Origin of the sequence: Methanospirillum hungatei (assembly GCF_019263745.1) — an archaeon.
Classification (GTDB): domain Archaea; phylum Halobacteriota; class Methanomicrobia; order Methanomicrobiales; family Methanospirillaceae; genus Methanospirillum; species Methanospirillum purgamenti.
Map to the genome: position 1 here is coordinate 666,818 of NZ_CP077107.1, position 19,904 is coordinate 686,721.

18 protein-coding genes and 1 pseudogene are annotated in these 19,904 nt (G+C 39.3%); 7 read left to right on the forward strand and 12 right to left on the reverse strand.

Features of this window, described 5'->3' with window-relative positions:
• Positions 1-30 precede the first annotated feature (30 nt).
• Positions 31-348: a DUF2769 domain-containing protein gene (locus KSK55_RS03245; RefSeq protein ID WP_214418776.1), complete on the forward strand. Its 318-nt coding sequence runs from the start codon at positions 31-33 to the stop codon at positions 346-348.
• 23 nt (positions 349-371) lie between these two features.
• Here KSK55_RS03245 and KSK55_RS03250 read toward each other — a convergent pair whose 3' ends face one another.
• Entirely contained in the window at positions 372-1,640 is a 1,269-nt protein-coding gene (locus tag KSK55_RS03250; RefSeq protein WP_218608156.1) for a TIGR02710 family CRISPR-associated CARF protein, read from the reverse strand.
• An 85-nt stretch (positions 1,641-1,725) separates the two neighbouring features.
• On the opposite strand from KSK55_RS03250, the gene KSK55_RS03255 reads away from it, so the two are divergent.
• Entirely contained in the window at positions 1,726-2,289 is a 564-nt protein-coding gene (locus KSK55_RS03255; protein ID WP_256664167.1) for a DOMON domain-containing protein, read from the forward strand.
• A gap of 4 nt (positions 2,290-2,293) precedes the next feature.
• Here the strand turns inward: KSK55_RS03255 and KSK55_RS03260 are convergent, their stop codons facing one another.
• The 3 genes from KSK55_RS03260 to KSK55_RS03270 form a co-directional block, all read right to left on the reverse strand.
• Positions 2,294-2,575 carry a histidine kinase N-terminal 7TM domain-containing protein gene (locus KSK55_RS03260; RefSeq protein ID WP_214418778.1) on the reverse strand — a complete coding sequence of 94 codons (282 nt, stop codon included), beginning with the start codon at positions 2,573-2,575 and terminating at the stop codon, positions 2,294-2,296.
• Between the two features lie 63 nt (positions 2,576-2,638).
• Positions 2,639-3,667, reverse strand: coding sequence for a hypothetical protein (locus KSK55_RS03265; RefSeq protein ID WP_218608157.1), 1,029 nt, complete (start codon positions 3,665-3,667; stop codon positions 2,639-2,641).
• 55 nt (positions 3,668-3,722) lie between these two features.
• A complete protein-coding gene (locus tag KSK55_RS03270) occupies positions 3,723-4,145 on the reverse strand; it encodes an NUDIX hydrolase (protein ID WP_218608158.1) in 423 nt (140 codons plus the stop codon).
• Positions 4,146-4,231: 86 nt separating this feature from the next.
• Between KSK55_RS03270 and KSK55_RS03275 the strand changes: the two are divergent.
• A pseudogene (locus KSK55_RS03275) lies at positions 4,232-4,828 on the forward strand (NAD(P)H-dependent oxidoreductase).
• Here the strand turns inward: KSK55_RS03275 and KSK55_RS03280 are convergent.
• The 5 genes from KSK55_RS03280 to KSK55_RS03300 all read right to left on the reverse strand — a co-directional run bounded on the left by KSK55_RS03280 (position 4,829) and on the right by KSK55_RS03300 (position 11,522).
• Positions 4,829-6,304 carry a helicase HerA-like domain-containing protein gene (locus KSK55_RS03280; RefSeq protein WP_218608159.1) on the reverse strand — a complete coding sequence of 492 codons (1,476 nt, stop codon included), beginning with the start codon at positions 6,302-6,304 and terminating at the stop codon, positions 4,829-4,831.
• A 140-nt stretch (positions 6,305-6,444) separates the two neighbouring features.
• Positions 6,445-8,370, reverse strand: a complete 1,926-nt coding sequence (locus tag KSK55_RS03285; protein ID WP_218608160.1) for a PAS domain S-box protein — start codon at positions 8,368-8,370, stop codon at positions 6,445-6,447.
• 389 nt (positions 8,371-8,759) lie between these two features.
• Positions 8,760-10,097: a dihydroorotase gene (gene pyrC / locus KSK55_RS03290; RefSeq protein WP_256664168.1), complete on the reverse strand. Its 1,338-nt coding sequence runs from the start codon at positions 10,095-10,097 to the stop codon at positions 8,760-8,762.
• A 35-nt stretch (positions 10,098-10,132) separates the two neighbouring features.
• Positions 10,133-11,011: a DUF4349 domain-containing protein gene (locus tag KSK55_RS03295; protein ID WP_218608161.1), complete on the reverse strand. Its 879-nt coding sequence runs from the start codon at positions 11,009-11,011 to the stop codon at positions 10,133-10,135.
• Positions 11,012-11,078: 67 nt separating this feature from the next.
• Positions 11,079-11,522, reverse strand: a complete 444-nt coding sequence (locus KSK55_RS03300; protein ID WP_214418787.1) for a universal stress protein — start codon at positions 11,520-11,522, stop codon at positions 11,079-11,081.
• A gap of 122 nt (positions 11,523-11,644) precedes the next feature.
• On the opposite strand from KSK55_RS03300, the gene KSK55_RS03305 reads away from it, so the two are divergent.
• On the forward strand, positions 11,645-12,247 hold the full coding sequence (locus tag KSK55_RS03305; protein WP_218608162.1) for a DUF2179 domain-containing protein: 603 nt from the start codon (positions 11,645-11,647) through the stop codon (positions 12,245-12,247).
• 18 nt (positions 12,248-12,265) lie between these two features.
• On the opposite strand, the gene KSK55_RS03310 is transcribed toward KSK55_RS03305, so the two are convergent.
• Positions 12,266-12,517 carry a hypothetical protein gene (locus KSK55_RS03310; RefSeq protein ID WP_214418789.1) on the reverse strand — a complete coding sequence of 84 codons (252 nt, stop codon included), beginning with the start codon at positions 12,515-12,517 and terminating at the stop codon, positions 12,266-12,268.
• Positions 12,518-12,725: 208 nt separating this feature from the next.
• Here KSK55_RS03310 and KSK55_RS03315 point away from each other — a divergent pair, with 208 nt between their 5' ends.
• Positions 12,726-14,099, forward strand: coding sequence for a PAS domain S-box protein (locus KSK55_RS03315; RefSeq protein WP_218608163.1), 1,374 nt, complete (start codon positions 12,726-12,728; stop codon positions 14,097-14,099).
• A 6-nt stretch (positions 14,100-14,105) separates the two neighbouring features.
• Positions 14,106-15,422 (forward strand): ATP-binding protein, encoded by a 1,317-nt coding sequence (locus KSK55_RS03320; RefSeq protein WP_218608164.1) that lies wholly within the window; start codon positions 14,106-14,108, stop codon positions 15,420-15,422.
• Here the strand turns inward: KSK55_RS03320 and KSK55_RS03325 are convergent.
• Positions 15,412-16,062 carry a hypothetical protein gene (locus KSK55_RS03325; RefSeq protein WP_218608165.1) on the reverse strand — a complete coding sequence of 217 codons (651 nt, stop codon included), beginning with the start codon at positions 16,060-16,062 and terminating at the stop codon, positions 15,412-15,414. The genes KSK55_RS03320 and KSK55_RS03325 overlap by 11 nt on opposite strands.
• A 601-nt stretch (positions 16,063-16,663) precedes the next feature.
• Between KSK55_RS03325 and KSK55_RS03330 the strand changes: the two genes are divergently transcribed.
• On the forward strand, positions 16,664-17,569 hold the full coding sequence (locus tag KSK55_RS03330; protein WP_218608166.1) for a hypothetical protein: 906 nt from the start codon (positions 16,664-16,666) through the stop codon (positions 17,567-17,569).
• A gap of 16 nt (positions 17,570-17,585) precedes the next feature.
• Here KSK55_RS03330 and KSK55_RS03335 read toward each other — a convergent pair whose 3' ends face one another.
• On the reverse strand, positions 17,586-19,886 hold the full coding sequence (locus KSK55_RS03335) for a PAS domain S-box protein (protein ID WP_218608167.1): 2,301 nt from the start codon (positions 19,884-19,886) through the stop codon (positions 17,586-17,588).
• Positions 19,887-19,904 lie beyond the last annotated feature (18 nt).

Consider the following 19,904-nt stretch of genomic DNA (forward strand, 5'->3'; position numbering starts at 1 on the left):
GAAATCACAACACACAACCGAGGGATCTCGATGGACGATTTTACAACCTTTATCCGGGACTTAAAGAAACTCCCGGCAGAAGAACAGGATAAGATCATTGAAGAGAAAAAAACAAAATGTATCTGTCCTACTTGTCCAAGTTATAATAAATGCGCAATTGTTGAGCGCGAAAAACTCTTCTGTATGATTGGACAGAGTTTCCTGTGTATATCATACGAAGAGGGATGTAAATGTGAAGAATGCCCGATTGCAAAAGAATACGGACTTGATTATAAGTATTTCTGCACTCGTGGTGATGAAAAAGGTCAGCGGTACCTCAACTCAGTCTGGGGCTCAACCGTGGAATAACCATTTTTTCATAATTGGAAATTCTATTCCAAGTGGTGGTTCTCAAGAATGGGAAATTCTGATGACCGGTATAACTCTTCAAGATCTTCACATGTCCCTTTACAGGCTTTCGTAATTACATTTCTCACTTCAGACCACATCTCATGAGCGATATCACCAGGAACAGGCGTGAGTCCATGGGCCAGAATTGAATCATTTCGAATCATAATATACTGCTGCAAGTCAGAATACCACTGATCAGCCCCTTTCATTCCAAGGTCTTCAAGAAGAAGGAACTTGTACCGAAGCCCTATCCTGATAATCCCATTTCGATCAGCTTTCCTGGCATAGGTAGAGATATCCTGTTTTTTGAGTAATTTTCGAAGATCTGAAAACCGAATCTTCTCTTCATTGTCATCAATACCATAATTTAGCAGTAAAACCTGGGAAATTAACTCAACAACACGATATAATCTGGCAAGAGCATCATCGTATCGCTCACCGTCAATCCGTCGCTTGGCATTATGGAGCAGATCAATGAGCATATAGGTATATTTTTGCTGTCTGACATGGAGCCGCTCCTTTCGGTTGAGGATAGTATCATCCATCCGATCAAGGTCAAGGAGTTTTTTAAGAAATTTCCTGTTTAGAGGAATGAGAATATCAAGATCCGGGACATGTTGAAGATATCGCCATGCTTTCTCATAATCCATCTTGTCCCAATGCCAATATCCATTAAATAAGGTGTAATACATGTCACGTTCCGGCAGATTGCTTATTCCTTCCAGCAGGCGGAGTGAGCTTCCATAATGATTATTATTAAATGCATAGATTGCCCGATGAATTAAAAGCCGGTCATATGCAGCAAAGAGTACCATCTCTTTGACCGTTTCCGTTCCTGGAATAATCATTCCATCAGGTTTATCCCCGGTAACATGAGACACGGGATTTCTGGTGAGAAATGATACAATCTCTGCTGCCAGAATCATCTCTCTGGTTCCGGTAGATGCTTCGATTACCATCTCATCATATTGATACAGAGAAGCAACACCGTACATGACTTCAAAACATCCATTGAAATCATTCGGATCTCGAATCATGCAGAGGGTTGAAGAGGGAGGAGAAGTATTATATTCAGTTTTTAAGGCATTGTGTATGGGATCTATAGATCCTTTACTCTCTTCTGAACAAAAATAGATGATCTTTTCCGGATGATAAAAGTGAATAGCATAACTACAGGATCTGACAAGTCGGGACAAGGCATCTGCATGACTGGTGCCAATCCCTGTCCCTAGTGTCATGAGAAGAAGCATAGATTGTATTTCAGCATATCCCTGATATCATTCTTCTGATCCGGTATACAAAGAATTTTAACCATGAGACCCTCATTCTGATTCTATGCACAAGTTTGGACTGACACTTCTGATTGTAGTGATGACGTTATTCCTTTGTTTCCCTTCACTAAATGCAGAACCTCAACAAAAGTCTGATGGAGCAATTGAAACTGATGAATATGCACACACCATTTCATTTGACAATGGGAATTATGTACTTTATTGGACTGTAGCGGATGAACATATTTCAATGGCAATTCAGGGTAAAACAACCGGATGGGTAGGTATCGGTTTGAAACCAACACAAATGATGAAAGATGCAGATATTATTCTTGCAGGAATGAGAGGAGAGGAGGTATACTGGACCGATTCTTATTCAACAGGAGTATTCGGCCCGCATCCAGACGATACTGAACTTGGGGGGACAGATGACATTCTCAACCTTTCTGTATCCGAACAAGATGGAGTTACCACACTGGAGTTTTCAAGAGACCTCGTAACTGGTGATGTTTATGATGCAGAATTGTCAACCGGAGAAAATGTTTCAATAATATGGGCAATGGCTTCAGATGATGATCCAAAATTCAAACACAATACCTCTAAAGGAAAAGGCAGCCTTCCTCTTTGATCCATTACTCCTCTTTTTTCATATAATCGACAAATGCTGCAATAAATGATAATACAACCATAGTCAATCCCATAAGACTGATGATTTGCCAGGTACCGGTCATTTGTGGCCCACTGGTTGCGAGGTTCATTCCATAACTAACAATCCAGAAAAGAAGACTGATATTAAGGATGAGTAAAAACCGGAGCCGGGGCTTCCCTGTAAATATATACAAAAAGATAGTGGAGATGAGCAGAATTATCCCAACAAACAGCAATGATGCTTCTGCTCCAATCTCTTCTGTCACGATCTGCCTCTTTGGTACATCTGGTTTAGGATCTATGAGGGCTTTAAATGTGTCAAAAAAAGGTTAGAGACCAGAGTCACTATATACATCATAACAGGTAAGAATCAGCATACCAAATCCAAGAAATACTGCTATCGCCCAGATGAAAAATCCGATAACCGGAATAAAGAACAGAATATGCAGTATGATAAAACCAAGGATAAATCCCCAAATTAATCCTGTTTCTTTTTTCGCGATATTCAAAACCCACGAACCCAAGACTGCTCCAGACATGATAGTGGAAAGTGAGAGTCCTATAAGCATCAGAAGCATTAAGAGGCAGGCAATTGGTATTCCAATAAGAGTTATTAACAGAATTACAAAGAGAATGAAACCGATAACGAGTCCTGCGATCCCGGCAACTAATGATAACAGAGTTTTTTCAGTTCCTGTTTTTACAAGTGCGGTAAAGAATGCCGGACAGATTTTTATGAGAATGATGCCCAAAATCAAAAATCCAATAAAGCACAGGATCATTGCCATGGTAATGAAGGCTCCGACTGCCTCACCAATCTTATCTATATCAAAACCGGACTCATCTTCTTCTTCGATCGTTAAGTTGCCTTGGATTGTTGCCTGGGTGGTATAGCCAGAAGCACTTATGATGGCATCTTTCGAGATAACGGTATTTTTACCGAGAACAACGGTGCCACCTGATGCAGCGATGTTTTCAGCATTTCCGGACATGGTAACTGATCCACCAACGGCCATCACCTTGCCGCCGACATTTCCGTTAATGTCTATATTCCCACCCGCAGCGAAAAGATCGGTTCCGACCGGAGCATTGACCTGAATCGTTCCACCTGCTGCTACAAGATTACGTTCTACCGGTTCATTTACGATAAGTGTTCCACCCGCCCATGTGATGCTCTTCACCGGTGCATTAACAATCATCGAGCCACCTGATGCAATGAGATCATCATCAATCGGCTCACTAATGACGATATTATCTCCGGACCTTGTATCAAATGCAGACACTGGTGAGATAAAAAATCCGGTCAGAAAAATCAAAAACAGGATGAACAGGATTTTTTGAATCGTTGTTTTACTCATAATAACCTCCATCCGTCATTATGTAGGCTGAATGCAATAAAGATTTCTCCTTCGATCATTCAGACGGCTTTGCGCCGCCCCCCATGTACATATTAAAATATTCAGAAAACCAATCCGCTTTTTCAAGTGATGCAAGTTCCGGAAGTCCGACCCAACGATATTCAGTATGTTCTTTGCTAATAGAGAGTCCACCAGAAAGAATGCTCCCTATCATGACCAGGTGAACAACACGAAAATCTTCAGTCTCTTGCATAGCTGTCCCGGCAGCAGAGTGAACTACAACGGTAAATCCGGTCTCTTCCAAGATCTCTCGTTTGAGTGCCTCATCAAATGTTTCGCCGGCATCAATTTTTCCGCCAGGTAGTTCCCATTTTGCTGGATTGGTCTTTGATGATGAAGAACGTTTTAATACAAGAATATGGCCCTGATTGTCAAACAGAATAAGACGGACACAGAGGGCAAAAGGTTTTCCTGTCATAGTACATGGTCAACGTTGATCCACAAAAAATTTCGGAATTCTTTTTTGACCGAAAACCAGATATGACATACATAAACAAGAATTATATGGATATTTCGCTGATCTTAGCCCATCCGGACCAGAACAGCTTTAATCATGCCATTGCACATACCGCTCTTGATGCCCTTATCGATGGTGGTCATACTGTCCGATTTCATGATCTTTATAAAGAGTAATTTGATCCAATTTTGTATACTGAAGAGATACCTCGGGATACAGCTCTTGATCCAATTATTGCATGTCATTGTCATGAAATTGCAAATGCTGATGGTATCATTATTGTGCATCCTAATTGGTGGGGTCAGCCCCCCGCAATTCTCAAAGGATGGGTTGACCGGGTAATACGTCCGGGTATAGCATACCGGTTTTTAGAAGGAGATAATGGTGAAGGAATTCCGGTCGGTTTATTAAAAGCTCGTGCTGTGATAGTATTTAACACAGCCAATACACCAGAGGAACGGGAAAATGCTGTGTTTGGAGATCCACTAGAGCGAATATGGAAAGACTGTATCTTTGATCTGTGTGGTGTTTCACAGTTCCATCGGCGAATGTTCAGGATAATAGTTACTAGCGATGAAATCCGCAGAGCCAGTTGGCTCACTGAAGTAAAAGAAATGGTTGTACAGGCTTTTCCAAAAGAATAATTATTTTTTTTTCAGCCAGGAACCAAACATCCCACGAACAATCTCTTTTCCGATCTGGGTACCAATATTTGTTGCAGTCCTGACCGCTATTGTTCCAACCACATCCCCGACATCTTTGGATTTTCTTCGTGTACTCCGGGAAGGAGTGGTATTTCTGGGTGCTGGTGTTGCATTTTTTTGTTTTTCAACAACTACTTCTCTCTCTCGTCCGGCTAATTCTTCAGCAGCAGAGTGGCGATTGATTTGTTCCTCATATTTGCCATATAGTGGTGAGGATTGAATCTCTTTTTGTTGCTCAGGTTCAGTAAGGGGAGTGAGATTACTATGAGGAGGAAGCACAAGGGCCCGGTCAACCGGTGTTGGTACACCTGATTTATCTAACACTGATACCAATGCTTCCCCTATTCCAAGTTGTCCAATTATCTTTTCAGTATCAATCTTTGGATTTTGCCTGAAAGATTTTGCAGCAGTTTTAACTGCCCGCATCTCACCAGGAGTTGTAGCACGAAGTGCATGTTGGACCCGGTTTCCTAATTGTCCCAATACATCTTCAGGAATATCTCCAGGATTCTGAGTGATAAAGTATACACCAACTCCTTTTGATCTGATAAGTCGAACTATCTGAATGATCTTTTCTTCCAGTACCTTTGGAATATCTGAAAAGAGAAGGTGAGCTTCGTCAAAGAAGAGAAGGAACTTTGGTTTCTCCAGATCTCCAACTTCTGGGAGATCATCATATAGTTCGGAGAGAAGCCAGAGAAGGAATGTAGAATAAATTTTCGGGCTTTTGATTAAACTACGTGCAGCAAGAAGATTGATAGTTCCTTTTCCATCGTGAACTGACATTATATCATCCAGTTCCAACGAAGGCTCACCGAAAAAAAGATCACCCCCCTGTTCTTCAAGAGTCAGAATGGCACGTTGAATGGCCCCAAGGGAAGCAGGAGTCATATTTCCATATTTCCCTTTTATTGCCGCAATATTCTCAAGAGCATAGGTAATGAGTGCGATAAGATCTGCAATATCTATCAGCAATAATTGGTTATCATCCGCGTACCGAAAGAGCATGGACAATATACCAGTCTGTGTTTCATTCAGATCAAGAATTCTAGCGAGTAAAAGTGGACCCATTTCAGAAACAGTTGTTCTAACCGGATGACCATCTTTCCCATAGAGATCCCAGTACCGAACAGGATATCCTTCGTAAGAAAAACCAGATAATTGCAAAAGAGAAGCACGTTCCTCGATTTTCTTATTCCCACCACCAGGTCTGCACAGGCCGGAGAGATCACCTTTCATATCTGGTAAAAAAACCGGAACACCCATTGAACTATACTGTTCTACAAGAACACGAAGAGTTACCGTTTTTCCTGTTCCAGTTGAACCTGCTATTAAACCATGACGATTCGCCATGGATGGTTCGATAAAAATATCACTCTCTCCTTTTGCAATTGGAGAGGAAAGGAATCCTGCCATGTGAGTATATGAGAATTGGTTCCAGATAATTCTTTATGATCAGTTAGAAGGAGGAAATTATGGAATGCGAACAAGGAAAATTTTGATCGCCTACTACGAGTTTTAAGATGTTATTGTAATGTCAGAGTAATGTCAGACTTTTAAATTCTCCATTTTCCCTGGGGAATATACATCTCAAATCTTACCCCTTTTCCATGTTCTCCACATTCACAGATGGAAATACCAGTCATAGCAAGGATTTCTTTGATCAGGAATAATCCAAGACCAGTATTTTTTCCAAATCCTTCTTCGAATATTTTATGTTTTTCTGTATCTGGAACTCCCCCGCCATCATCCTCATACAGAACATACAAATCTCCATTCCGCCTTTCAGATCGAAAACGAACTGATTGCACATCCTTCCCATGACGAATGGTGTTATCAATTAGATTTTCAAAAACTTTTTCAATCAGCGGATCGGCGAATATCTGTACATTTTCTCCGATAAATGAGTAAATTGTAGGCTCAACCCGATGGTATTTGGCAGCATTATAACAGAGTGAACGAAGGTAAAACCAATTTGGCTCCAAAATCCCAATGGTCTGATATTCAAACGTAGTTTGCAACTGGTCAAGAATATTTTTACAAGGATTAATCGCCCTTTTGAGCAACTCTGCTTCAGACTCAGGAATGTCACCTGAACTTACCAGATCAACGATTGCCATAATAGTCGCGAGTTCATTTTTAATGTCATGACGAGTTATTGAAGATAAGATCTTTAATTTATTCTGTGCCTGAAGAAGTGCAGTTTTTCTTTCGAATTCTTTGGTAATATCCCTGAATATGGTCATAACAGAAATAGAATCCTCCATCGACATAGAAATTGCAGCAACCTCTACAGGTACTTCGGATCCATCTTTCTTTAAAAAGAACTCTTTCACAAATGGATTTTCAATGGTTCCAGTTCGTGATATTCGATACGATAACTGATCACGACATCTGGGATGAACGACGTCGAGGGATCCTACCCCGGTAAGTTCAGCAGGATCACTATACCCTAAGATATGTGCAGCCATTGGGTTTACATAATGGATGTGATCATTGTGGTGTATGATAACCCCGTCAGGAAGATGCTCAATAAATCCCCGAAATTTCCGCTCACTTTTTGATAAAAGATCCTTTTGTTTTTCAATTTCATCAAAACTTGCCCGGATCTCTTCATTTTGTGCAGCAATCTCTTCATACGATGATGCAAGCTCTTCGTATTTACGTTGTAATTCGAGTTCGAGTTCTTTTCGTATGGTAATATCCCGAAGGGTTTCTATTGCCCCTATAGTGCAGTCATGCTCATCATACAAAGGACTTGCTTTGATCCAGACCGTTCGGTCCTGAAGAGAACCGATGTCCATCTGGGTTTCTGCAGTAACTGTCCTTGCATCACTGTGGATATGATAATACCATTTTTGAATCGGGATTTCAGGAGATAAAATATAATCTGCTAGAGACAGGCGAGGCATCCCAAAAATTACCTGTGAATATTCTGAAAGGTTTCTCCCAATCATCTCCAATTCATGAAATCCTGTTAAAGATTCCATCTCTTTGTTCCAGGCAATAATTACCCTCTGCTCATTTATTGCAAAAGTAGGATCAGGAAGATGATTGATGATAGCCTTTGATTGATAACTGACCCGTTGTAATTCCAATTCAGCCCGCCTTTTTCCGACGGCTTTTTGGATCATATTAAATAGTTCTGTAAATTGAGATTTTGGAGGGCCACCTTTCTGAAGATAAAAATCTGCCCCGCTATTTATCGCGTCAATGACAACTTCTTCCCTTCCCTTTCCTGTAAAAAGGATAAAGGGTTCATAGAACTGAGATTTTCGTAAATTTTTCAAAAAAGTAATGCCATCCATTGTGGGCATCTGGTAGTCTGAAATGATAATGTCAAATGTTGAGATCTTCAGATAATGAAAGGCCTCTTCCGGAGATGAAACGGTTGTAACAGACAAATTCCAGTACTTCTGAAGAAAGACCTGTCCAAGTTCTAGTAAATCAGGTTCATCATCGACATAGAGAACTGAATACATACATACAACAATTTATTTTTTACTAACTGACGAAATAGATGCTGATCTGTTCAGCGGATTAGAACCCAGGTATATACGCTTTTATAGAATGAGATCTTCAGACAATTTCCCCTGTACGCTACATCAGGAGATATATGCAAAATCCAATTGACTTTTAATAGGAATGGATAATTTAAAAAACGAAAGTAATAACGTGATTTTTTGAAGATTTGTCGCCTGGCACTAACAAATATGGATCACAAGTGGATTTTACCGTACTTCACCTATTAAACGCCCTCAGCCAGGCGGTGCCATAATAATGTACCGTTTCCGGGTTGTCCCGAAGATCACTCTATGAGACCTCATCGTATCACCCGGGGACCTATGGAAACGAGGAGAAGGCACTATATCTATATTGGTTTTTCGAGTGTATAACCTCTTCCCGGAATCCACAGCGAGAGACCAGGATCATCTGCTAATGAAGTTTGATGAATATCACATCTTGAACTACTCAAATCAGGCTGGATAAATTCCCCCCCGTCAAAAACAATCGCTCCCCTTAATATTGTAATTTCCGGAAATATCGCTTTCATACCTTCAAAGGGAGTCCACTTCGCACGACTATGGAGACTGTCAGCATGTATTGTTGTGCAATCTTCCGGATATATTGCAAAGTCTGCACGGTTTCCAGGTAAAAACCCTGCAGGTGAAAGACCAAGCATTTCAGACGGGTTTGTGGAAGTTTTCTGGATAATTTCAGGAATCGTTATTTTTTTCTCAACCATCCATCCCATAAGGAGAGGAATCATCGTTTCAACTCCAGGAATTCCTGATGGCGCCTTTTCAAACGATTGATCCTTATCTTCAATACTATGAGGGGCATGATCTGATCCAATGACATCGATGCGATCCCAACATGAGAATACTTCTTTCCTGGTTTTTTCAGATCGAAGAGGAGGATTCACTTTCCCTCTTGGATCATCGGGTGAAAAAGTATCTTTTGACAAAAATAGATGATGAGGTGTAACCTCAACAGTTGCTGTTCCTACTGGAACTGACTGAATGGCCTGTGCAGATGAGAGATGGCAGAAATGAAGATTACATTGACTTGAATTCAAATTCAGGACATCCTGAACAGTCTGGACTTCGCCTGATACTGATCGAAGAGCATCATGACGAGTCAGAGAATCATCTGTTCCTTCAGTAACCTGTTCAGCATGAATTGTCATGATGCCATTCCAGGATGATATCTGTTTCATGGTCTTTGAAAGTACCTCAAAATCTACCGCCTCACCATAACTAGAAGGCCCGGCAAATGTCTCCCCAAATGCAAATACTCCAGCTCTATACATTCCGGTAAGATCTGAATCTCCAGTAACTGCACCATTGATTGCAAACCGACAATAAGCCTGTGAGGCTGCAAGAAATACCCGGTCCCTGACAAGGTCCGGTGAGATCAGCGGGGGAATGGTATTTGGTTGATCAACAACAGCAGTAACACCTCCAGCGATGGCACTCTTCGTTCCACTTTCCCATGTTTCTTTAAATTTTTGTACACCATCACGCATATGAACGTGCAAATCCGTTCCGGCTGGAAGAACAGTAGTGTCCTGACAGAAAATCTCAACATCACCTCTTCCTGCAGCACCAATGTGAAGGACCAGACCATCCCGAATGGTTATATCTGCAACTCTCCCTCCAGGAATGAGAACGTCTCTGAGGATGAGAGTTTCCTGTTGATCTCCCATGATATTACTTATGTACGTATCAGCTCAGAATATCATTACTCTGTCTTCCCTATTTTCCACCGCTTGTAAAGTACATATCCTGCTCCTCCCACGAGAACCAGAGGAAGAATCGTAAGTATTGCTATGAAGAGCCACACAACTGTGTTTACAAAACCAGCAATTCCTTCACTGATGACTGAAGGAAGTGAATACCCACCTGGGGTTTCAAGTTGCGCAGGTTCTGAAAGACCGACCGTTATCGTCGAGAGTGAAATACGGTTATCAAGATATTTCATTTTTCCGACAATCCGGTCAAGTTCTACCTGGACTCGTTCAATCTCTTTTTGTACTTCAAGTATTTCTGATACATTTTGTCCTTTCGTCAGTAACCTGTTATACTGATCGAGTTGATATGACAAAGCATCACGTTGTGCCTGGAGATCCACATATTCTTCAGTCACATCCTCAGCATTCACCGAGCTCGAAAGAATTATCCCAATTGCTGATATCTCTGAAATTGCCAGATCAAAATGTTCGGCAGGAATCCGAATGGTGACTGTTCCGGAATACCGGTTTTTGCTGGTTGCCTGAACAGATGATGACTGAACAAGACCATCAAACTTTTTTGCAATCTCCTGAACTTCCCCTGTTGAAAATGTAACATTTTTAACTTCAAGCTGAATATTTGCAGTTCTGATAATTTTTTGTTCATGTAAGGATTGTTCTAAAGGTATCTCTCCACCATAAGATGAAGAAGGTGCATTTTTGACATCTGGAGATGGGCTATATGCATATTCTTCACTTACATATCCACTATCAAGAGAAAATGCCTCTTTTGTCTTTGGATTGGACTGCGAACCTTCAAAACCTATACATCCGGCAAAAAGAAGTGTACCGGTAAGAATCAATAGACTCAATACAACATACAATTTCATGCACTATACTGGTGAGATATGAATAAAAGAGCACTGTTGACTTCAGAATATTCTGAAGTCACATTTTTCATCGAACAACTATTGTTGATACCTTTGCATGACTCAGAATATATGTACTCACGCTACCAAGCAAAATTCTGGCCCCCAGTCCCTTTCCGGTAGACCCAACTGCGATTAGATCTGCTCCGATCTCATCCGCGGCAGTTAAAATCTCATTTCTTGGATCACCGGTCCTTACAATCACTTCTACATCCACTCCCCGATCATGAGCAAGTTCTTTCACCCGACTGATAACCTGCTCTTTCTCATCCTGAACGATACGTTCACGAATTTCATGGAGTGTTGATATACCCTCATATCCTGCAGCTCCGTCGATTGCAGCATATTTTGATGGAGAGATAACATATAAGGCACATGCTCTTCCTTCCTCTTTGATATGCTCTAAAACCCAGATTAATGCATTATATCCTTCAGGCGATCCATCAACAGCAACAAGCATTGTTCCTGACATACGTGAATGGTTATATACCCAAGACCATATGAGGATACCGAAATGAAGATCATTTATGGATCAGGACCAGAGATCATCTATAATTAGCTGCAAGCCTGAATATTGACCTGAAAGGATTACGTATGGACATAGGATTCTTATCAACAGACATTTTCGCATTTGTCGTAATTCCACTCTTGATCTTCTTTGCCCGAATAGTGGATGTGTCTATTGGTACTATCCGGTACATCATGATATCCCGGGGATTTAAGTATATTGCACCCATTTTTGGTTTTTTTGAAGTGACAATCTGGCTTCTTGCAATAGGACAGGTCATGGCAAATATCACAAATCCGATCTGCTATATTGCCTATGGAGCAGGATTTGCTTCAGGAACATACATCGGTATGGAGATAGAAGAGCGAATGAAACTGGGTATGGCAATTATCCGTCTCATTACCCCACTCCCCGCCACTGACTTTGTCGCCCGTTTACGTCAGTATGGATATGGAGTAACAAACATTTCTGCAGAGGGAGCAAATGGACAAGTCACCATCATATTCATGGTCGTAAAGCGATCAAAGATACCCCATCTTATACCGCTCATTCGTGATTTTAATCCTCATGCATTTTATACGATAGAAGATGTCCGATCTGCTTGTGAGGGGATTTTCCCAATAGAAATGAATAATGATCCCTTTTCAGTTTTTAAAAGACCATTTTATTTTATTGGTAAAAGAAAATAAAACTTTTAACCACTTAATTCATTGCGCCATCCAAATCTTCCCATTGACCCCATTGTGATGACCATTATAGGGTTCTGCTTCAATAAATTCCATCATTTCATCCGGAGTAAAATGATACCGACAAGGTACTGTTTGATCGTCATACTCCCATCGCTCTATTTTTTCCGGAAATAATGTCTCTTCATGAAGAGTACAGAATTCTTCCAGCGTATTGTAAAAGACACATTCTTCACACGAGCGGATTTGCCTGATATAAACTGGAGGTATCATTTGAATATATCCAAAAAATTGTATCCTTTCTCCCTATCTTTTTACTATTCTTAAATTAAGGCTTATCTGTATGGAGAAAAAATACATGATAACAACCTCATCTCATATTTGAATCATTCCTTATAGTTAGTGGTTATTTTTTTTAAGACCTGCAAAGGATTTATACCTCTGGAGTATGCTAGGTATAATAACTGGAGATTTGAAACAGATGCCCAAAACAGATGCTCCTTATCATGTTTTATGTGTTGATGATGAGGATTTTCTTTTAGATATTAGCAAACTGTTTCTTGAAAGAGAAGGGGATTTTAAAGTTGATACGGCCCTGTCTGCATCAGAAGGACTTAATAAACAACTGGATACACAATATGATGCAATAATATCAGATTATGAAATGCCTGGAATGAATGGAATAGAATTTCTTAAAGAAATTAGAAAAAATGACATTTCAATTCCTTTTATTATTTTTACCGGGCGAGGACGAGAGGAAGTAGTTATCGATGCCCTAAACAACGGAGCAGATTTTTATCTCCAAAAGGGTGGAGATCCAAAATCCCAGTTTGCAGAACTAAAATCAAAACTAGAACATGCTATCCGTCAAAAGAAGGCCGAGGGGATTCTTCAGCAAGAGCGTGAACAATTACTATCAATATTTGATAGTCTTGAACAGATGGTATATGTTTCAGATCCCCTAACATACGAAATATTATATGTAAATAAATACTTCAGAAATTTTCTCAATAGAGATGTAATTGGAAAAATATGTTATGAAGAATTTCAGAATAAGAAGTCTCCCTGTGAATTTTGTACAAATACAGTTATTTTAAAAAATAAACCCGAGCCATATTCATGGGAACATTTTAATGCAGTATATGAAAGGTATTACTCCATTGTTGACCGGATAATCCAATGGCCTGACGGGCGAGATGTAAGACTTGAAGTTGCAACTGATGTAACAGAAACAAAAAGAGCACTTGATGAATTAAATGCAGCTTATGAAGAGATAGCATCATCAGAAGATGAGTTAAAACATCAGTTTGGAGAGATTCTTGAAAGTAAAGAAGAACTCAGGAAAAGTGAAGAGCGATATCGGTCAGTTGTAGAAAACGTTCAGGACGTTTTTTACCGCAGTGATAATAAAGGCAACCTTGTTATGGCAAGCCCGAGTGCACTGGCAATGTTCGGTTATGATTCTCTTGATGAGATTATTGGGAAGAATATTGCAGATTCTTTCTATAAAGATCCCTCAGAACGAGACCGACTGATGGAAATATTGCATGAAAAAGGACAGGTTTATAATTTTGAAGCATATCTCGTAAAAAAGGACAACTCTCAGATATATGTATCCACGAATGCACATTTTTACTACAATGAGGATGGATCTATTGCCGGGGTAGAAGGGAGTATCAGGGACATTACGAGGATGAAAAAAGCTTCAAATGCTCTCCGCGAAAGTGAGGAGTTATACCGGTTTCTTGTGGAGCATATTGAAGACGGGGTTTTTATCGTTCAAAATGATATTGTAGTTTTTTGTAATAATAAATTTGCAGAAATTATTGGCTACACACGAAATGAAATTCTGTGAACACCAATGTTTCAATATATTTCTCCGGAATATCGAGATGAACTTATCTGGCGGTGTCATACAACTGATGAATATGAAGTGATTCTGGAGTCATATGAAACACAATTTTTGCATAAAGATAATACAAAACGTATATCAGTCCTGCTTTCCTTACGAATTGGAGAATATAAAGGAAAACATGCCTGTATAGGTACAATTCATTTTGCTGAAGGTATTTGTGAACTTGTTGAACATTCTCTCAGAGAAAGCCGGGCAATGCTCAATGCAATATTACAGGAGTCTCCAATCCCTCAGTTTGTAATAGATAAAAATCATCGGGTATTATACTGGAATCAGGCATTGTCAAAATATAGCGGGATTCAATCTCATGAAATAGTTGGAACATCAAAACACTGGCGGGCATTTTACCCTGAGCCGCGTCCATGTATCGCAGACATCATTCTTGATAGAAAAGAGGATGAGCTTGAGACTTGGTATAAAGGTCGGGCAAAAAAATCAACGCTGGTTCAGGACGCATATTCATCCATTGATTTTTTCCCTCATCTTGGTAATAAAGGAATATGGCTATATTTTACCGGGGCATTGCTTCGTGATTCTGATGGTGAAGTATGGGGAGCTCTCGAAACTCTTGAAGATATTACAGAACAGATGATGAACGAAGAAGGTCTTAAACAAGCAAACAAAAAGCTCAATCTACTCGCTGAAACCACCCGTCATGACATCCTGAATTCTCTGACTGTGCTTACTGGTGCAATGGATTTAATTAAGGATGAGATCCGGGATCTTGATGTTTTTTCTTATATGGTTCCTGCAGAAAAAGCACTTGATACAATATATCGTCAAATACTGTTTACCAGGGATTATCAAAACCTTGGAGTTACTGCACCAGTCTGGCAATCCATCCCAACGCTTATAGAAGAGCAGGTCAGAAATAACATCCCAGAACATGTCACATTAATTACTGACAATATTGACTATGATCTCTATGCTGATGCTATGCTTGGAAGAGTTTTTTTCAATCTTATTGATAATTCTCTTCGTCACGGATTAACGGTGTCTGAGATCCGTATTTCAGGAAAAGAAGAGCATGATGCTTTGATAATTGTGTATTCTGATAATGGCACGGGCATTGAAGAACATATGAAATCAAAAATATTTGACCGGGGGGTCGGTTCTCACACCGGTTACGGACTCTTTTTAATTAGGGAAATATTGTCTATAACACATATAAAAATCCAGGAGATTGGAATAAATGGAAAAGGAGTTATATTTGAATTGGTCGTACCATCTGGATTTTTCAGACATCATGAATTTATTCCATAGATTTTTGATCAGGTAAAAAGATATCCTGTAATGATTTCAGATTATTGATAGATAACAAAACAGGGATATTTACCCCGATTGAATATGATGGATATAAACCTAGCATCTTTCGTCTGTTATATGCATATAGCCGGCTCTCTAATACCAGACTTTCAATTCTTTGTAAACAAGAAACCATGTGAGTTGTCTCAGAGGTTAATACTATTTTTTGAGCATCGGTAAGTTGTTCATATTTTTGATCCACCATATCATAAGCGATTTTTCGGCTCAGAATACTTTGGAGAAACTGCATAATCACAAACTGAGAACAGAGCAAAAATACAACAATAATACTTCTTCCTGCATAGTAAAAACCTGCCATATTCACAAATTTTGTTAATGTAAATGCGGGTAACACCATCGCAATTATCATCAGGATGACAAGGACTGTAGAGAGCAGAATAAGGACACACGCAATAATAGCCATAAAAACCAGCCTTTTGTGATTTTCAATCTTACTTTGAAGTCGGATATGAGTATTATAAAGCATCCTGCCTTTAAATAAAAAAATTTCGCTATAAAATAAAATTATTCCCATACATTGTATTAAAATTAAAAAAAGTGTCTCATTTGAGAAATTACTGAAATACCCAATTATCATGGTAAATGTAATTGATATTCCATAGATGCATAATACTCCATATGTAATGGGAATCATGCTTAAGAGAAAAAATCTCATGAACAGATTATATCCAATCCGTTTATTGGAGAAAATATGCAGATTCTTTGCCCAGGTTACCATTGACTGGCTTTTTTTCTTTATTGGCGCAGTTCCGGTAGCTTTTTGATATATCATTCTGAATGGAAAAAGAAAAAGAGGTAACATTGGATAAAATAAATAAAAATAAAGGCTTGATGCGACCCAGAAGAAGAGATAATCAAATTTTAAAAACGCAATTAACAAAATATTAAGGAAACATATTCCTATCAACACTCCAAACGATACAGGGCTTATTTTTTCTTGTGAGATATCTTCTCGAATACCAGATAAGCGGTTTATCTCATCTGATAAGGATGATAATATTCCTTCATGAGATTGAGGCACATCATTAGAAGAGTCAAAAATGGTATTCACCATATAGTATATTATTTCCATTTTTCATAAGGAGATCGAATGAACCGGTGAATTTTCATCTGATGAACACAGATATACTAAATGTTCAAATAACTTTACCTGTGTATTACGAGAGGTTGCATTTTGTATGCCGGATATTTACGAATTTTTGCCTGCTCTACACCAGGGAGTATGGGAAGTAGTCATTCCAAAAGATCTCCTGACAGTCCCTCTTGGCCCAGAATGGAAGTTTTCACCCATTAATGTACCGAGCCATGAAACCATTGCCAGTTACCGGAACGGGCAATACCATATGCATGTGACAAATGATGAATATCGTATTCATTTGGACAGGTATGATCCAGAAAAAAACCCTTTCCTTCATCTGATTGACGATGCTCCGCTGGTTCTCATGATCTATGAAACTCTGGAAACGCTATACATAACCGCTCGAGATGCTAAAAAAAATCCTGGTCCGGATTTTATTCAGGATCAACGATTAACATGGAAGTTCAGGATCATTCTTGGAATTGGTCTACTGACAACAGCAGGTATACTTGGATTGATTGCATTAGAGCAAAATACTGTGCTGTTTTCAACTCTCCTTCCTGCCATAGTATTTATAGGAGGCATTCTCGTCCTCATGAACGGTCTGATAATGCAGAGGAGAAATGAATATTCAAGGAATGATATTATGAATGGACTCCTGATTATTGTCGGTGCTGTCCTGATGTCATTATTATGGGTATTCTATCTCGCGATCATTCTCCTCATTTTGGCAATATGGTTTTTCGGAAGTGCTGTTGTAACTATAAAAAGAGTGTTAAGAGATAAAACAAAAATCCCGCAAGGTTTCTGGCTATCAATGGGAATGGGACTCGGGTCACTGGCTTTTGGGGGGCTGACGATTATTGCACCGGATATATTACTTGAAATTCTGGTTGGAATACTTGCCGCAATTGTCGGGATTATTGGTTTCGGGTTTTTTATGGACGGATATGGTCTTCGAAATGCCGAGCATCTGATGAGAGAACACCATCAGATTCAGAGGTAATTTTTATAAACTAATATTATTCCATAATAGTTCGATATACTCCCTGAGGAACGGTAATCTCAAATCGTACTCCTTTTCCTGGTATTCCATTTTCCTTTATTGAAAGGCCAGTGATTGAAAGTATCTCCCGGATCAAAAACAACCCAAAGCCGGTATTTTTTCCATATCCTCTCTCAAATATCATTTCTTTTTCAGATGAAGGTATTCCTACCCCATTATCCTCAAACACAAGTAACAGGTTTTGTCCGTCATTCACAATTTTAAGAGCAATATGTGTTACGATCTCCCCATGCATAACACTATTTTGGATAAGATTTTCAAACACAATTCCAAGCATTTGATCTGCAAAAATCTCAATACCTGAAACGTCATGAGAAAACTGCACGCCATTTAGTGAGATGGATCCAATAATTGCAGAAAGGTTTTGCCATTCAGGATTTTCTGCACCTATTTTTTGATATGCGCTGGTGAAATCAATTTTTCTGGTAATGTCACCTGCAATAGAAGTGATTTTTTGAACTAACTCCTTGTCACCAGCATCTTTCATATTCTCAGATAAAAGGTAGAGAAATCCTTTCAAAGCGGTCAGGCTGTTTTTCACATCATGACGTGTAATACTTGTCAGAAGTGATAATTTCTTATTAACCATTGATAAAGCCTGACTTGTCCGTTTTTGTTCACCTATGTCTTGAAAAGAAATAATAGAGCCATACCCCTTGATATTTAAATTTGATGAAGTAGCGACGATCCAGGCTAGGTGTCCATAAGGATTTTGGACACCAAGTTCAATACCGGACAACCCCCTTCCTACTTTGAGGTTAGTAATGATAGAGGAGTCATCATTGATGATGGGAGTTCCATCCTGTGAAAAAATTGACCATTCAGGCCTTGTAATACCACGAGTAATCAACTCATCCCGTGTAACCTGAAGGATTTTTGCTGCATCCTGATTCGCTTCAATTATTTTTCCGGATTCATCTGTTACAACAATCCCGGATGGAACATTGTTAAAAAGTATTTCATATTTCTTCATCGCCTCCCGAATAATTTCCTCATTCATTTTTCGTTCGGTGATATCTGTAACAATTCCCTGTAATCCGGTAAGTCGGTTTCCATCATCATAAATAGGGGTATTTCTCTGATTAACCCACTTGATCTCACCAGATTTTGTGATAATCTGAAATTCATACTCATCAGGAATATTTCCTTGAATCAGATCATCAAATGCTTTCTCAAAAAAATCCTGAAATGATGGTGCAATACAATGTTTGAGAAGCTCAGGAGATTGATAAAACTCATCCTGGCTATATCCGGTCAGGTTTTTCACTGAAGGACTAATATATTCATATATTATTTCCGGAATTTTTAACAAAAAGATGAGATCCTTGGATTTATCAGCAAGTATCCGGTACTTTTCTTCACTTACAAGTAAGGCATCCTCTATTCGTTTCCGGTCAGTAATATCAATATGTGAACCCACCATTCGGACAGCATTTCCATCAGAATCCCAGGAGACTACTCTCCCCCTCCCATGAATCCACCGATAAAATCCTTGCTTTGTTTTTATTCTGAATTCAACATTAAATTCTGCCCCCGGATGAGTTATAGAATATGATACCTCTGATTCAGCCCGGCTTATATCATCAGGATGAACCAGTGTTCGCCAGTTATCATAACTCCCTTCAAACTCACCTGGTTCATATCCAATCATTTTGTAATACCAATCACTAAAAAATGCTTTTTTTGATTTCAAATCCAGATCCCATATTCCATCGCTGGTCGCCTCCATAACCAGTCGGTATCGTTCTTCACTCTCATGAAGAATTTTGCTCTGGATATTCATCTCATATAAATTCTGACGAAGTTCTTCTTCTATCGAAGCAAGTTCTTCGTTTAAAGATGATAATTCTTCATTCTTTTTTTCAAGTTCAGATGTTGCCTGAAAATGGGTGATGGCTTTTTCAGCCATATGAATGAGTTCAGCAAATTGTGATGTGGGATCCCCTCCTTTCTGAAGGTAAAACGAAGCTCCGGAATTAAGGGCCTCAATGACAACCTCTTCTCTTCCTCTTCCTGTGAAGATGATAAACGGGATGCGTGGATAGCGACTTCTGACTTCTTTTAATAATTGCAATCCATCCATTTCAGGCATTTCATAATCTGATATAATTACGTCAAACGACTCTTTTTGCAATAATTCAAGAGCATTTTTTCCAGAAATAACCGTTTGTACATGTAAAAAGCCTGACCGCTCTAGAAAAACCTTACCTATTTCCAGAAGTGGTGTATCATCATCAATATACAGAACTGAGAACATGGATTGTCCTGGTTATAT